Below are 16,300 nucleotides of genomic sequence, written 5' to 3'. Positions count from 1 at the left end.
TTTAAATAAATCCTTAGCTTAACTGGCTTATTTTATGTTTTTGTTATTCACTTATTGCTTAATGCTTGCCAATCCAGCAGAATTAGCTAATGTTAGAGGTTAGACCAGTTGAATGGGGCACAAAATGTTAGAACAACAATTACAACTAAAACACACACATTTACGTAACCGCTTAGTAATGGGATCAATGCATACCGGGCTTGAAGAGGGCTGGCATAATAGAAAGCGCTTAAAAGCATTTTATCAAGCGCGTGCCAAAGGCGGCACGGGTATGATTATTACAGGAGGTTACAGCCCAAATATACGTGGTAAGTTAACACCTATTTCATCATCGTTTAATAATTTTTATGATGTGATAAAACACCGAGCTTACACTGATGTCGTGCATGAAAATGGCGGTAAAATTTGCTTACAATTGTTGCATGCTGGCCGCTATGCTTATCATCCATTCAATCAAGCCCCGAGCGCTATTCAAGCACCTATCAATCCTTACAAACCTAAATCAATGTCAATTGGCTCGATTAAAAAGACCATTAAAGATTTTGCCCACTCAGCAAAACTTGCTCAAAAAGCGGGTTATGATGGCGTTGAAATAATGGGTTCTGAGGGTTATCTTATTAATGAATTTATGGCTGAGCACACGAATAAACGTGATGATCAGTACGGTGGTAGCACAGAAAATCGAATGCGTTTAGCGATTGAAATTGTTGAAGCTGTGCGTGCGAATGTCAGTGACAGCTTTATCATTATTTTTAGATTGTCTGTGATGGATTTAATTCCAAATGGTTCTACGCCCGATGAAGTGACGATTCAAGCCAAAGCACTTGAAAAAGCGGGAGTGGATATTTTCAATACAGGCATAGGTTGGCACGAAGCAAGAGTGCCTACGATTGCAAGTATGGTTCCACCTGGTGCATTTAAAGAAGCATCAAAACGATTAAAAGACGTAGTATCAGTACCTGTAATCGCTGTAAACCGAATCAATACACCGCAAATTGCCAACGATATTTTAAATGCTGGCGAAGCGGACCTTATATCAATGGCTCGACCTTTATTGGCTGACCCTGAGTTATTTAATAAATATCAAGCAGAGCAAAGTAAACATATCAATGTGTGTATTGGCTGTAACCAAGGATGTTTAGATCACGTGTTCAAAGGTAAGCGTGCTACATGTTTGGTGAATCCTCAGGCCGGTTTTGAATTAGATTATCCCTTAGCGCAAGCACAAAAGGCTAAAAATGTATTGGTTGTTGGAGCAGGCCCTGCTGGGCTTTCTGCCAGTTGTTATTTAGCACAGAAAGGCCATAAGGTTACTCTAATTGACAAAAAGCAAGATATGGGTGGGCAATTTAATTTGGCAATGCGGATACCCGGCAAAGAAGATTTTAACTACACACTAACGTATTTTATCAACGAACTAGCCCGATTAAATGTAACAATAGAGCTTGGCAAAAGTTATGTTGAATCTATGCTTGATAGCTATGATGATATTGTATTTGCGACAGGCGTTAGACCAAGAGAGGCGTCCTTCAAGTGTGAAGATGGAAAACGTGTATTTGCTTATGATGAAGTAATAAGAGGCGAAGTTGAGCTTGGCAACTCAATTGCAATTTTAGGTGCAGGTGGCATTGGTTTTGATATGGTTGCTTTTTTAAGTGAAAGTCCAAAACAATCAATAAAGGATTTTAAATCCCAGTGGGGAATTGAGTGTGATGCCACACCACACAAAGATAGTCGTCAGTTGTATATGCTTAAGCGAAGTGCTGGACGTTTTGGCAGTGATTTAGGCAAAACAACAGGTTGGATCCATCGTCAAGTAGCAAAACAACATGGCGTAAAACAAGTTGCAGGTTGTGAATATATAAAGTTTGATAATCAAGGCCTAACAATCAATGTGGCAGGAGAGGAGCAAGTTTTACCTGTTGATACGGTAATTGCATGTATCGGGCAAGTGTCAAATAATGAAGTAATTAGTACATTAGAACAAAACCCTAAAGTGCATGTAATAGGCGGCGCAAAATTAGCTGCAGCAATAGATGCTAAACGTGCTATTTTTGAAGCTTTGCAAGTTGCACGTAAAATTTAACTGAAATAAGTTCCTAGCAAAAGCGGTCTTGTAATTTAGAACAGCAAAATTACAGGACTGCTATGATTTCATCTCTTTTTAATACTTACTCTCTCATTATAAAACGCCTATCAATTGCTGATGGTATACCCGCGCTTATCTTTAGGTTAATACTTGCCCCAGTTATGATCATTGCAGGGTATAACAAGCTTAATATTAGCCAAGAGGTGTCAAATTTCCCTGAGTTTTTTTTAGCATCAAGCGATGTTGTCAATTGGTTTGGCAATGCACAGTGGGGTCTAGGCTTACCGTTTCCTGATTTACTCGCCTTTTTAGCGGGTTGGACGGAGTTTATAGGCGGTTGGTTATTACTTATTGGGTTGTTAACAAGGCTAGTTACAATCCCATTAATGTTTACCATGGTTGTGGCTGCTACTACGGTGCATTGGGATAATGGCTGGTTCGCGATTACACCAACAGACCCCAGTACTAGTGCTGCAAAAGTGCTAGATTGGTTAGCTATACCGGGTGCAAATGCAAGCTTAGAGAACTCAGTTGAGACCAAAGTGCGTATTGATACAATACGTGAACTGGTAGAAAACCATGGATACCCCGATTACTTATACGAAAAAGGCAAACCAGTTATTTTAAACAATGGTGTCGAGTTTTCAGCGATATATTTTGCAATGTTACTCAGTTTATTTTTCAGCGGTGGCGGGCGTGTAGTGAGTACAGATTATTGGTTAAAAAAGCGGATAAAGTTAAAATAGTGCAGGATTAAACTATTTCACATGCTCTTACAGCAGAATTGCAATTGTAAGAGCATGTTAGTTCAATAAATATAGGTTGTGTTAAGTGGTTCTATTATTAAAATCAATAATGCAGGAACATCACTTTTAAACCAACCCTTTTAGCATTTTGAGGTGATTTGGATAAATCACTCAACACCGATAAAGCCACCCGTTTGATGTGCCCAAAGTGCAGCATAAATACCATTTTGAGATAATAATTCCTGATGACTACCTTGCTCAACAATGCCGCCTTCATCTAGAACAATTAATCTGTCCATTTGCGCAATTGTAGAAAGCCTATGAGCAATGGCGATAACGGTTTTCCCCGTCATTAAATCATCTAAACTGGCCTGTATTGCCGCTTCAACTTCCGAATCAAGTGCACTCGTTGCTTCATCTAAGATGAGAATTGGGGCATTTTTTAATAACACACGAGCAATAGCAATACGTTGTCGTTGGCCACCTGAGAGTTTTACACCACGTTCGCCAACTTGAGCGGCAAAGCCTTTATTGCCTTTACTGTCTTCTAAATCCTCAATAAACTCGAGCGCTTTGGCTTGCTTTGTTACGTTAAGCATTTCTTCATCGGTTGCATCTGGTCGACCATACAGAATATTTTCTTTAACAGAGCGATGTAACAAAGAGGTGTCTTGCGTAACCATGGCTATATGCTGTCGCAAGCTTTCTTGTGTCACCGTGGAGATATCTTGTCCGTCAATATGAATTGCTCCTTTATCAACATCATAGAACCGTAATAAAAGATTAACTAATGTTGATTTACCCGCACCAGAACGACCAACTAAACCTATTTTTTCACCCGGTTTAATTGTTAAATTAAGACCATTGATTACAGGCCCACGGTTGGTCTCGTTAGCTGCTTTACCATAATTAAAATGGACATCCGTGAAACAAATTTGACCTGTATTTATTTTTAGAGATGTGGCATCAGGTTTATCATCAACATCAATAGGCGTTGAGAGTGTTTTCATGCCATCACTGACAGTGCCAATATTTTCAAACAGGCTACTTATCTCCCACATGATCCATTGTGCCATACCGTTTAAACGTAAAGATAAGCTGACTGCGATTGCTATCGCACCAGCACTGATTGCGCTCAAAGACCACAAATACAGAGAAAGCGCAGCCACACTGAAAACTAAAAGGTAATTCAGGCTATTGATGCATAAATTCAAACTGGTAACCAATCGCATCTGCTTATATACAGGCTGCAAGAATACATCCATACTTTCTTTGGCATAGTGCTCTTCGCGCTGCGTATATGAGAAAAGCTTAATCGTAGAAATGTTTGTGTAACTGTCGACTATTCTGCCTGTCATCTCTGAGCGAGCATCAGCTTGAGAGCTGGCAATACGTTTTAATTTAGGAACAAAGTACCACTGAATAGCACTATAAAGTGCAAGCCACGTAAGCAGCGGTATCATCAATCGCCAGTCAGCTTCGGCTACTAAAAATACCATCGCACCAAAGTAAACCACTATGTACATTAACACATCTAGTAGTTTCATTACTGACTCTCGAACAGCAAGAGACGTTTGCATTACTTTGGTTGCTATGCGTCCAGCGAATTCATTTTGGTAAAAACTAACGCTTTGGCGAAGTAAATAACGATGGGCAAGCCAACGTATCGACATCGGGTAATTCCCCAAAAGTGCTTGGTGTAAAATAGCGGAGTGAAAAAATACGACCAAAGGTAGAACCACTAGTAGCACCAGGGCCATTTTAATGAGTTCAGGCTTTTGTTCTGTAAATAATGTTTGTGGCGTGTATATAGCTAGCCAATCAACAAGTTGGCCCATATAGCTAAATAATGAAACTTCTAAAATAGCGAGCATTGCTGCACTGATGGACATGAAGAAAAGGGATATCTCCATCCCTTTCGTGTAATGTCGGCAAAATGCAAATAAGCTTGCAGGAGGTTGAGTCGGCTTATGATCTGGAAACGGCTTGGTCATCCGCTCAAATAATCGATACATTTTAATATCTTAAATAGCAAAAATTACCGCTACTATAGCACTGTGGGTAATTAATTAAAGGAACTCTACCATGGGATTCTTCCGACAAGTATATCTTTAAACATAACCCAGTCACCCAATAAACTATAAAAGGGGTGTTTAAATGTAGCAGGTCGGTTTTTTTCAAAGAAAAGGTGGCCAATCCACGCAAAACCATAACCAATAACAGGGATGAACCAGAGTAAATAAAACTGCTCAGTTAAAATTGAATAACCAAGTAAACACAGAACAAGTACACTGCCAATAAAATGAAGTCGCTTACATGTTTTATTTGTATGTTCAGATAAGTAATAAGGATAAAACTCTTTAAATGAAGTAAAAGAAGTGGACTTATTGTTGTTATCCATATTTATTCCTTAATTTTTAAAATAACAGTGTAACGTTTTATTTGTAAAGGTTTACATATTTTTACAGTATACAGGTGCACTTGTCGCATTAGACTAGACAACACCTCGGTTACTAAATAACGTGCATGATTAAGTTAATAATCAAAAAAGAAGATACCATGTTAAAAAACGTCTTAGCTTGCGCAGTCATTGTAGCGCTTGGAGGGTGTACTGATGCACCTACTACTTCAACTGAAAATAATGCCAAAACTGAAACACCTGCTGAACAGTCATTAAAATACCCTGAAACTAAAAAAGGGAGCGTTGTAGACGTTTATTTTGATGAGAAAGTAGCTGATCCATATCGCTGGTTAGAAGATGATATGAGTGAAGAAACCGCTCAATGGGTTAAAACTCAAAACGAGCTGACTTTTTCATACCTTGAAAACATCCCTTATCGTGACAAATTGAAAGCAAGCCTTGAAAAATTAATGAATTATGAAAAGGTCACTGCACCTTTCGTCGAAGGTAAATACACGTACTTTTACAAAAACGATGGTTTGCAAAATCAATATGTGCTGTATCGTAAGTTAGGCGACGCTGAGGCTGAGGTTTTCTTAGACCCAAATACGTTTAGTGAAGATGGTACCACTTCAATGTCAGGCCTTACATTTTCTGAAGATGGTTCGTTAGCTGCGTATCAAATTTCAGAAGGTGGAAGTGATTGGCGTAAAATCATTATTATTGATACAGAAACCAAACAACCAATCGAAGAAGATCTCGTGGATGTTAAATTCAGTGGCATTTCATGGCTTGCAAATGAAGGGTTTTACTACTCTAGTTATGACAAACCTAAAGGCAGCGAGTTATCCGCTAAAACAGATCAGCACAAGGTTTACTTCCATAAACTGGGCACAGCGCAGAGTGAGGATGAGTTAGTCTTTGGTGGCTCTGACGCTGAGAAACATCGCTACATTGGTGCATCTGTAACCTCTGACAATCGTTATTTAATTATTTCAGCTAGCGTGTCTACTTCAGGAAATAAACTGTTTATAAAAGACCTCACTAAACCTGATAGTGAGCTTAAAACAATTGTAGGACACACTGAGTCAGATACCTACTTGCTTGATAATGAAGGAAGTAAATTATTCCTTGTTACCAATTTAAACGCACCAAACAAAAAAGTGGTCACTGTTGATGCAGCAAATCCAACACCGGACCAATGGCAAGATTTAATTGCACAAACTGATAATGTGTTAAGCATGTCAAAAGGTGGCAACTATTTCTTTGCTAAATATATGGTTGATGCAATTTCTAAAGTTCAGCAATTTGATAAGTCCGGTAAGTTAGTGCGTGAGATTAGCTTGCCAGGCGTAGGCACTGCACGTGGTTTTAGTGGTAAAAAAGAAAGTGAAACGCTGTATTATTCGTTTGCAAATTATATCACTCCTGGCACCACCTTTGCTTTTGATGTAAACACAGGTGAGTCTGACGTGTATCGCAAATCAGGTGCTAAATTTGAATCTGATGCTTATACATCTGAGCAAGTATTTTATACATCAAAAGACGGTACCAAAGTACCGATGATTATCTCGTATAAAAAAGACACTAAACTCAACGGTAAAAATCCGACAATTTTATATGGCTACGGTGGTTTTAACGCCAGCATGACACCTGGGTTTAGCTCTGCGATTGCTGCATGGCTTGAACAAGGTGGTGTCTATGCAGTGGCAAATATACGTGGCGGTGGTGAATACGGTAAAGCGTGGCATGATGCTGGTACACAGCTGAAAAAACAAAACGTATTTGATGACTTCATCGCTGCAGCTGAATACTTAAATGAGAAAAAGTATACATCTAGTGACTACTTAGCACTGCGTGGTGGCTCAAACGGTGGTTTATTGGTTGGCGCTGTGATGACACAACGCCCAGAGCTATTCAAAGTCGCGCTTCCTGCGGTAGGAGTCCTTGATATGCTACGTTATCATACGTTTACTGCTGGTGCAGGCTGGGCGTATGATTATGGTACCAGTGAACAAAGCCAAGAGATGTTCAACTATCTTAAGGGTTATTCACCAGTACACAATGTAAAAGAAGGTGTATCTTACCCTGCAACATTAGTAACAACAGGTGATCATGATGACCGAGTTGTTCCTGCGCATTCATATAAGTTTGCTGCAGAGTTACAAACCAAAGGAGCGGGTAGTAATCCTTACCTTATTCGTATTGAAACAAATGCGGGTCATGGCGCTGGAACACCAACAAGCAAGATCATTGATCAGTATGCTGATATTTATGGCTTTACCTTATATAACATGGGTATAAAGTCACTGTAAGTTATCAAACGCCGGAGTAATACCTTCGGCGTTTATTAAACTATTTTAAGCCTGTTTTAGATTCGATAACACCGAATAAACGGCGCTCATACCTTATTCCCTTAGTTACTGCTTGAAAAAAGACGTTGATGTGTTTTAAATGCATATTCATCCGTCATGCCACTTAGGTAATCACAAATAACTCGGTGTGTATTCATTCCATGATCAAGGGCATGCTGATAGGCATTTGCTGTTGTCTCTGGTAATAACCGAAGAGGATCACATGAGAAAGCTTCAAATAACTCAATAATCAATTTCTGCCCTTTGAACTCTATCTGTTGCATGTGAGAAGCACGTATTAAACGCTGGTAAATAAATGATTTTAGTGTGTTTAATAGGCTTTGATATTCACTTGATAACTCAACAGTAAAATTTAGAATAGGGCAGTCGAATGTAATCTCTGTTGGGGTAATACATGATTGTGTAATAAATAAATTAACTAACTCACCAATTACATCTTTTCGTTGTGCTTCAGAGTTTAAAAATAATCGCTCGGTTAATTGACTGGTTTCTAGCCATGGGCAATTTACTTCTTTAAGAGCAGGCAATGCATAACTTTCCCATTCTTTTAATGTAATTTGTTCTGTTGCAATCGCATCTTCTAAATCATGTACGGCATAAGCAATATCATCAGCTAATTCCATAATAGCAGCATCAAGTGATTTAAAGCGTGTTTTTGATCTAAACGAGTCAAGCTTACTAAATTGGCTTAAGTTGCTTTTATCTTTTGCTGACAATGGGGCAACTATCCAATCAAATGTTTCTTTGTCATCTTGATATAGCCCTTTAGCTGGGCGCCAATCATCCGCCTTTATAAACGCTCTATTAGGATTATGCTCTGGTATGGTGTGCCATAAATCGTCGATAAACGCAGGGTATTTAATAAAGCCCAATAATGTTCGCCGTGTTAAATTCATGCCATGACCGTCACTATATGGCTCTAAGCGCGATACAATCCGAAGCGTTTGTGCGTTACCTTCAAACCCACCATGCTCTCTCATCATATAATTAAGTGCTATTTCACCGCCATGACCATAAGGCGGATGGCCAATATCATGTGCCAAACATAATGTTTCGAGTAAGCTTTGATCAGGAAAGTATTTAAAATCAGGGTGCTGTTTTTCTAAATGGCGTAACAAACCACTGCCAATTTGCGATACTTCTAAGGAGTGAGTTAAACGTGTACGATGAAAGTCATTTAGCCCTATCCCCATTATTTGGGTTTTAGCTTGTAGGCGTCTAAATGCTGCGGCATGTATTATACGGGAGCGGTCAACTTGCCAAGGTGAACGGTTGTCATTTGGTCTCGATTTATTCTGATTAATGATCCTGCTTTGCCACTCTAATTCCATTAATACATTCCACTTACCGCGTTGGTTTTTATATATCGATTGTAGCGGATTTATTCAAATTAAAAATCCCCCTGTAGGTTATATTTTTCATATAGAAAGAAAAACAAATTTTACAAATTAGCCTTTATTTAGTGCCTTAGGTATAATAGAGAGAATGCATGCATGGGGATAAACCATGCATCGGAGTCAGATCTCTTGGAGAATACATGCTAAAGCACATAATTAGTTTTTTACTATGTTTGTTTTTTATTTGGGCGTTACTTTACCCATTTATTCAGACAACGGGGCCAGTTTCTGAGCCCGAGGTAGAAGCACAAACCAAACCTTCAGTGAAGAAAAAAGAAAAACCTCTGCACAACGTCGATTTACCAATATTTAGTGCTTTTACTGATGTAAAAGAAAAGAAGCAAGCCTTCTTTGATTTCATTCGTCCACATGTAGAAGCGGAAAATAAGAAAATATTACAGCAACGCGCAACGCTGGAAATTGCTTTGATGATGCTACAGTATGATGAACCGATTAATAAAAAGCAGACTAAGCAAGTCAAAGCAATTCTTAATCAATATAAGTTACCCGACCTAATTAATACAATTTCATTAACACAGGCACTAAGACGGGTTGATATCATTCCAAAAGAAATGGCACTAATGCAAGCTGCGAATGAATCTGCGTGGGGAACATCGCGTTTTGCACGTATAGGTTTAAACTTTTTTGGCCAGTGGTGCTATAAAAAAGGTTGTGGCATGGTACCGAGTAGGCGCAACACAGGCGCTGCTCATGAAGTTGCTGCTTTTCAGTCTGTGCGTCAAGGTGTTGCTTCATATTTTAAAAACCTCAATACACATGCAGCCTACAAAGGTCTTCGTACTATACGTGCTGATTTACGTCGTCAGCAAAAGCCGCTCGACGCTAATAAACTAACCTATGGTTTGATGTCTTATTCAGAGCGAGGCGAAGAGTATATAAAAGAATTAAACCAAATGATTAAACATAATAAGGCATATTTTAATGAATAATTTTAAGGCAATATTTTTCGCCTTCACTGTTATTTTCACGCTGCTTAGCACTGGCGCTCACTCTAAGGAGTTTGTTGTTTCATACGACGGATTTTATGATCGATTAAAAGTGGTTAACAAAGGAGATTTCCAATTTGCCCAAGTGAATTTTTATATCACTGATATTGCAACTGGCGATGCGTGTTTGATCAAAACAGGGCGAATTATTACGGAGCGACAGGAATTTGCACTTAATTATACAGATCAAGCACAGTTGTTGTTACCTTACGATCAACAATTAGATAAAGATAAAGCTGTTATTGTTATTGAACCAATTAATGAACAACATGACTGTCAATTGAAACTACAAATAGAGGCACGAGAGTTTGCTAATGGCGACTTGAATAAGCACCAAATGTTTCAATTAAATGCAGAGTTTGATGATTTACTATCAGATTTGTCAGGTTTTTTTATTAGTAAATTAATGAGCTTTTTATTACCAGATCAAAAGGGTCTTGTTCTCACTTTTGCACAAACAGTAAACATAGATGACAAAGCATTTAATTGTAAAGACGCTGTTTGCCATGTTGCTATACCAGATGACTGGGAGGATGATAGTACTGCGTTTACTACGACATCTCCTTTGCTGAAAGTGACTCCCTGGATCACTAAGTAAAAAATGAGCTGACAAGTAATGCATTGATTATCAATGCATTACTTTTAAAAATAGTCAATTTACTAGCATTGTCTAATTTACTCCCACATTAAACATATCGAATTACTAATATTAATGAATAAATCACATATTATTGAGCATTTGCGTTTTGCCCTTCAGGCGCAGCTTACAACTGCCCAAGTTGCAGCCAAAACGGCTCATGATGCAGCTACTCATGAAGAGAACATTGCCGAGAACAAGTACGATACGCTAGGACTTGAAGCAGCTTATTTGGCAGAAGGTCAAGCTCAGCGAGTGAATGATTGTCATTTAAGCCTTGTTGAGTTTGAAAAGGTATTTAAAGAACCTATCAAAGATAAAGTGTCTCTAGGCTCGCTTGTGGCTGTGTGTGATGAAAATGAGCATCGAAAATGGTATTTCTTAGGCCCGATGTCTGGTGGTTTATCGGTTACTGTTAAAGGGGAGTTAGTCTATGTTCTGACACCGCAATCTCCCCTAGGTAATGTTCTGATAAATAAACAAAAATACGATGAGGTTAGTTTCACTATGGCAGATGAGTCTCAGCTATTAGTGATTGATGAAATACTGTAGTCGTCGATTAATTTTACTTATCCTAACGTGAAAAATATCTTGCTGGTCAGTTGATTTAAAACCATTTATAAATAGCCAATAGCAACAGCTAAAGCACCCATCTTGTTAAGTGATAGTGTTATCTAACCTAAACTTAACATGATGGGTGTTTCTATTTATAACTTATTATTTTGACTTACTTTTAGGAAAAGTCGTGTTTAAAACCTTAATTGTGGTTGATAACAATGAGCAATTTTTAGCTCACTCATTTGAAAATGTCATCTCTTTTAATACATATTTACGTGAATACCCAAAACATAACGAACCCAAAACACGTATCATCAACTTGTGTGATTCGAGCCAATATTTAAGCAAAGGCTATTATTGTTCTTTGCTAGCAGAAGCACGCAAACATCAAGTATTGCCAAGTGTAAAAACGATAAATGCATTGCGCAATGGACATTCTGCACCTATTGAACATAGAAATGTAAAAGACGTTATATATTTCGGTCAAACGGATGATGAGTATCAAGCAAAATCTGTAAAAGCACTATTTAATTTGTTTCCTGTGCCTATTCTATTCATTAACGAATTGGGTAAGCTCAATCAGGGAGCGCTCTCATCATTAACGACAGAACAACAAACTGTATTTGTTAACAAGCTAACTCAATTTACCCAAACTCAATGGCGAATGAGTGGTTCTAAACGTCGTTACAGGTGGGATATGGCCATCTTGGTTGATCATAATGAAAAGGTACCGCCAAGTGATAAAGATGCGATTGCCCGCTTTATAAAAGCAGCCGCAAAACATGGTATTTATGCACAGGCATTAAGCCTTGAAGAAATTAGCAACATCGCTCAATTTGACGCGTTATTTATCCGTCAAACAACAGCTATAGATCACCCTACCTATCGGCTAGCCTCCAAAGCACAAACCTTAGGTTTAGTTGTAATGGATGATGCTGATTCAATTTTACGCTGTTGTAACAAAGTATATTTACATGATGCCTTTAACTATCAAAAAGTACCGAGCTTGAAAACTCTTGTAGTGGCAGAACAAACTAAAGAGACGATTGAACAACTTGAGCAAAACTTTACTTATCCGTTGGTCTTAAAAATGCCTGAAGGATCATTTTCAAAGGGTGTTTATAAAGTAAGTAATAGGCTAGAGCTTGAGTCCAAATTGTCTGAGTTATTTGCATTTAGTGCATTAGTTTTGGCACAGGAATACATGTATACCGAATATGATTGGCGAGTAGGCGTGTTAAATGGACGTGCAATTTATGCATGCCGTTACTTAATGGCTCGTAATCATTGGCAAATTTACAATCATGATGCTAAGCGCTTTTTCTCTGGTGGTTTTGAAACATTACCAACATTTGAATTACCTAAAGTGGTTTTAGATGCTGCATTGAAAGCTTGTAAAACCGTGGGTAAAGGCCTCTACGGTGTTGATGTTAAAGAACAACAAGGACGTGCTTATGTTCTTGAGGTAAACGACAACCCAAGCATTGATCACAAAGTAGAAGATGCTTACCTCGGTGATGAGCTTTATATGATCATTATGGATGAATTTAGACAACGCTTAGAGTCAAGAGGTCGCGGTTAATGGCCGATATTTCAATGTCAGCGCGAGTAGCAATTGAGAGTGATTTGGCTGAATTAATTAATATAGAGCAACAGTGTTTTTATTTAGATAGACTGAGTGCGAGAAGCTTAAAACGTTGGATTATAGCAAAGCATGGCATAATGCTGGTGGTTGAGCACAACAAAGAAATAATAGGTTATGGCTTGGTTTGGTGCCATAAAGGCACGCGCTTGGCTCGTTTGTACTCACTGGCGGTTAAACCTAGTGCCCGAGGTAAAGGCGTTGCTAAGCATCTTCTAACTGAACTTGAGAAAAGTGCAGCTATGCGTGGACGGATATATATGCGCCTAGAAGTTGCTGTTAATAATAAAGCAGCAATTGCTCTATATGAATGTGAAGGTTACCGAGTATTTGGCCAATACAGCGATTACTATGATGATCATAGTGATGCACTGCGAATGCAAAAAAATATTAGAGATACTCGGTCGCAAGTGTTGTTGGCGCCAACACCTTGGTATCAGCAAACCACTGAATTTACGTGTGGTCCGGCGGCATTATTAATGGCTATGGCACGCGTTAATCAGACACAACAGCAATCTCAGCAGTTAGAACTAGATTTATGGCGAGAGGCGACCACCATTTTTATGACCTCTGGGCATGGTGGATGCCACCCATTGGGGTTGGCATTAGCTGCTAATAAGCGCGGATATACTGTATCTGTAATGTTAAATACCCAAAACGCTTTGTTCGTTGATGGAGTACGAAGTGAAAGTAAAAAAGCTATTTTGCACACTGTCCACAATCAATTTTCGCAGCAAATAGCACAGCAAAATATTGATGTTAGCTATCAAGATGTTGAGCTTACTGATATTGAACTGTGGCTTAGTCAGGGGATGGCCGTGTTACTTTTGATCAGTACTTATCGTTTTGATGGTAAAAAGTCACCACACTGGGTCTGTGTAACCCATCTCGATGAACACTGTTTATATGTTCATGACCCGTATTGCGAAACACAGAAACAATTTGCCATTGATTGTCAGCATGTTCCAGTTTCAAGAGCCGACTTCAGTAAAATGGCAGCATTTGGTGTAAGTAGATTAAAAACAGCATTGGCAATTAGCTATAATGACAATTTATGAACTTGTAGATATAACTCCTTATTCATGGACTGCAATCGGCACAGCTGCTTTTTGTGGTGCTCTTATTGGTGCTGAACGTCAGCTTCGGGGTAAGCCTGTTGGTATACGTACTTCCGTACTGATTATTTTAGGCACCTATTTGTTTCTTGCATCTGCATTTATGTTACAGGGTGATGTAATTGATCATTCACGCGTTGTTGGGCAAATAATTACAGGAATTGGCTTTTTAGGTGCGGGTGTTATGTTAGCGAAAGATGGCGCTGTTGTTGGCGTAACCTCGGCTGCAACCATTTGGGTACTTGCTGCTATCGGCGTAATGATAGCAACAGAGCATACTGGTTCTGCTATTAAATTATCTGTGCTCGTTGTTGGTATTTTGTATGGTGTTGATGTGCTTGAGGCTCAGTTTAAAAGCTTGAGTAAAGGCGTGCACCGTCATGTTAAAATTTATACCAAGCGATATTACAGACACGCTGAACCACCGAAGCCGCCGAAAAGATAACGTATATCTATTTATAATCTCCCATGGCTGAAATAATTTCTTGAGCTACTAGTTCAGGGTCATCAATCATGGGAACATGACCTAAATTTGGCAAAGTGACAAATTTCGCAGTTGGGAACATTTTTTGCGCTGACTTAGCCGTTGTATCAATTGGGAATAATTTATCTTGAGCGGGCCAAAGCAATGTCATAGGGCAACCTAGTTTTGCTGCAGATAAAGCTTTTTGGGAAGTGAGAAAGTCGTGTTTAACGCTACATGCACACATATCTTTTACCGCTTGCTTGAACTGTTTTGGTGTAAGTTTTTCACCTTTTACGGCTACTTTCTTTAACGATAAATGGCGTAATATTGCACTTTTAGACAAAATGGATACAAAAGGCAGGCAAAGAGCAGATAACCGAGATAAGTATTTAATTTGTTTAAGTGCATGTCTTTGCTCACTGCCGTGTACTTGCCATACCCCAGCAGGTGATATGGCACAAACACCGCACGCTCGACCACGTTTAGCAAGTTCAATGGCTACCCAGCCACCCATAGAGTTACCAACAATATAGGGGGATGTTAAATTGTGCTGATCAAGTAATTGTTCTATGTCATCCACAAGATCGTCAATCTCAATTTTACCAGTGGGTTTGTTTCCACCATTGTGGCCTAATGCAGTGAACGCGTATACTTTATAATCAGTACTTAAATAAGGAATAACATCTTGCCAAGCGAAACAAGACGAAGTGACCCCATGAAGTAAAACAATTGGTTTACCTGTTCCTTGAATTATCATATGTATCCTTAATTTATTTAGCCAAATAACTTACGTCTTACTATGGCACGATAGTCAGTAGGGGTTTGCGATAAATATTTCCTAAAAACTCGAGTTAAATGCCCTTGATCGTTATAACCAACCTCTAAAGCAACTTCTTGGATTGTAAGATTAGATGAAGCCAACAGCTCTTTAGCCGTTTGTACTCGTAATTGCTGCCAATACTCAACCGGATTTTGATTTGTTGCATTTCGAAAACGGCGAGTAAATGTACGGTAACTCAAACCAAATAATTCTGCCACTTGTGCTAATGTATGCTCACCAGCCAAATTATTTTTTAGCCAAAATTGTATTTGCGCAATCAATTCATCAGGGTGTTTATCAACAGCCCCTTCAAGGTAACGTTGATCTTCATAAGGCTTCCTAATTTCATGAGAAAAGTTACGCTCCACGTGTTGTGCAGCCTGTTGTCCGTAATATTGATTTATAATATGAACAATAACATCTGCAAGCGCATTTAAGCTCGCTACACTGTATAAGCGCTCAGACTGTGTAATGAAGAAATCGGGCTTTAGCAACACTTTAGGGTAGTCTCGTTTGAATTGCTCAGCATAGTGCCAGTGAGTGGTTGCAGGATGACCATCAAGTAATCCTGCCTGTGCTAGCAAGCAGTTACCGGTACCAACCCCGATAACTTGACTGCTGTCTTGCCAGCTTTGATCAAGCCAATTTACTAAACCATTATTTTTTTTGACAACAGGGCGTGGGTTTCGCCAAATTCCCGGAACAATAATGAGATCACTGTTAGGGGCTTTGTCATAAGTACAATCAGGTACGATTGATAAACCGGTGCGATTTTTAATTGGCTGGGGGTCTTCTGCTACCAAGTAAATTTCCAATGGTCGAAATTCACCTTTATTTAAATGGCTCTTTGCAAATGCCTCACCCGCTCTAAGCATTTCAATTGGCAGTGTTAAACTAGTGATTAATAAGTGCTGATAAACCAATAAACTAATTTTTAATGGGGTGGTTGTTATTTTTTTGTCCACTTAATTGCTCCGACCAGTTTGTTTTGGCATTTTAAGCCTGATATTTGGCTATTAAAGCACAATTTTAATGTGGGTATCCAAC

14 protein-coding genes are annotated in these 16,300 nt (G+C 38.9%); 9 read left to right on the top strand and 5 right to left on the bottom strand.

Annotation, left to right across the window (positions count from 1 at the left end; genetic code table 11):
* Positions 1-124 precede the first annotated feature (124 nt).
* Both CSC79_RS03175 and CSC79_RS03170 read left to right on the top strand, forming a co-directional pair.
* On the top strand, positions 125-2,086 hold the full coding sequence (locus CSC79_RS03175; RefSeq protein ID WP_099293964.1) for an NADPH-dependent 2,4-dienoyl-CoA reductase: 1,962 nt from the start codon (positions 125-127) through the stop codon (positions 2,084-2,086).
* 62 nt (positions 2,087-2,148) lie between these two features.
* Entirely contained in the window at positions 2,149-2,835 is a 687-nt protein-coding gene (locus CSC79_RS03170) for a DoxX family protein (protein WP_099293961.1), read from the top strand.
* 167 nt (positions 2,836-3,002) lie between these two features.
* Here the strand turns inward: CSC79_RS03170 and CSC79_RS03165 are convergent, their stop codons facing one another.
* Both CSC79_RS03165 and CSC79_RS03160 read right to left on the bottom strand, forming a co-directional pair.
* Positions 3,003-4,850 carry an ABC transporter ATP-binding protein gene (locus CSC79_RS03165; RefSeq protein ID WP_099293958.1) on the bottom strand — a complete coding sequence of 616 codons (1,848 nt, stop codon included), beginning with the start codon at positions 4,848-4,850 and terminating at the stop codon, positions 3,003-3,005.
* Positions 4,851-4,915: 65 nt separating this feature from the next.
* Complete coding sequence (locus CSC79_RS03160; protein ID WP_099293955.1) at positions 4,916-5,236, bottom strand: DUF962 domain-containing protein; 321 nt, start codon at positions 5,234-5,236, stop codon at positions 4,916-4,918.
* Between the two features lie 158 nt (positions 5,237-5,394).
* On the opposite strand from CSC79_RS03160, the gene CSC79_RS03155 reads away from it, so the two are divergent.
* A complete protein-coding gene (locus CSC79_RS03155; protein WP_099293952.1) occupies positions 5,395-7,551 on the top strand; it encodes a prolyl oligopeptidase family serine peptidase in 2,157 nt (718 codons plus the stop codon).
* 101 nt (positions 7,552-7,652) lie between these two features.
* Here CSC79_RS03155 and CSC79_RS03150 read toward each other — a convergent pair whose 3' ends face one another.
* On the bottom strand, positions 7,653-8,942 hold the full coding sequence (locus CSC79_RS03150; protein ID WP_099293949.1) for an anti-phage deoxyguanosine triphosphatase: 1,290 nt from the start codon (positions 8,940-8,942) through the stop codon (positions 7,653-7,655).
* Between the two features lie 206 nt (positions 8,943-9,148).
* On the opposite strand from CSC79_RS03150, the gene CSC79_RS03145 reads away from it, so the two are divergent.
* The 6 genes from CSC79_RS03145 to CSC79_RS03120 all read left to right on the top strand — a co-directional run bounded on the left by CSC79_RS03145 (position 9,149) and on the right by CSC79_RS03120 (position 14,412).
* A complete protein-coding gene (locus CSC79_RS03145; RefSeq protein WP_099293946.1) occupies positions 9,149-9,958 on the top strand; it encodes a glucosaminidase domain-containing protein in 810 nt (269 codons plus the stop codon).
* The gene (locus CSC79_RS03140) at positions 9,951-10,613 is read left to right on the top strand and encodes a DUF2987 domain-containing protein (RefSeq protein ID WP_099293944.1); all 663 of its coding nucleotides are present in this window, start codon (positions 9,951-9,953) and stop codon (positions 10,611-10,613) included. Before CSC79_RS03145 ends, CSC79_RS03140 begins: the two co-directional genes overlap by 8 nt.
* Before the next feature lie 114 nt (positions 10,614-10,727).
* Positions 10,728-11,204, top strand: a complete 477-nt coding sequence (locus CSC79_RS03135) for a transcription elongation factor GreAB (RefSeq protein ID WP_099293930.1) — start codon at positions 10,728-10,730, stop codon at positions 11,202-11,204.
* 193 nt (positions 11,205-11,397) lie between these two features.
* Positions 11,398-12,792, top strand: coding sequence for a RimK family protein (locus CSC79_RS03130; protein WP_099293928.1), 1,395 nt, complete (start codon positions 11,398-11,400; stop codon positions 12,790-12,792).
* Positions 12,792-13,910: a GNAT family N-acetyltransferase/peptidase C39 family protein gene (locus CSC79_RS03125; RefSeq protein WP_099293926.1), complete on the top strand. Its 1,119-nt coding sequence runs from the start codon at positions 12,792-12,794 to the stop codon at positions 13,908-13,910. Before CSC79_RS03130 ends, CSC79_RS03125 begins: the two co-directional genes overlap by 1 nt.
* A complete protein-coding gene (locus CSC79_RS03120) occupies positions 13,897-14,412 on the top strand; it encodes an MgtC/SapB family protein (RefSeq protein WP_099293924.1) in 516 nt (171 codons plus the stop codon). The genes CSC79_RS03125 and CSC79_RS03120 overlap by 14 nt, the downstream gene beginning before the upstream one ends.
* Before the next feature lie 7 nt (positions 14,413-14,419).
* Here CSC79_RS03120 and CSC79_RS03115 read toward each other — a convergent pair whose 3' ends face one another.
* Positions 14,420-15,190 carry an alpha/beta hydrolase gene (locus CSC79_RS03115; RefSeq protein ID WP_099293922.1) on the bottom strand — a complete coding sequence of 257 codons (771 nt, stop codon included), beginning with the start codon at positions 15,188-15,190 and terminating at the stop codon, positions 14,420-14,422.
* Between the two features lie 17 nt (positions 15,191-15,207).
* The gene (locus tag CSC79_RS03110; RefSeq protein WP_099293920.1) at positions 15,208-16,218 is read right to left on the bottom strand and encodes a helix-turn-helix domain-containing protein; all 1,011 of its coding nucleotides are present in this window, start codon (positions 16,216-16,218) and stop codon (positions 15,208-15,210) included.
* Positions 16,219-16,300 lie beyond the last annotated feature (82 nt).

It is taken from the genome of Pseudoalteromonas sp. 3D05 (assembly GCF_002723455.1).
Taxonomy (GTDB): Bacteria; Pseudomonadota; Gammaproteobacteria; order Enterobacterales; family Alteromonadaceae; genus Pseudoalteromonas.
The sequence above is the reverse complement of the archived record's forward strand: the minus strand, read 5'-3'. Positions and strand labels throughout refer to the sequence as shown.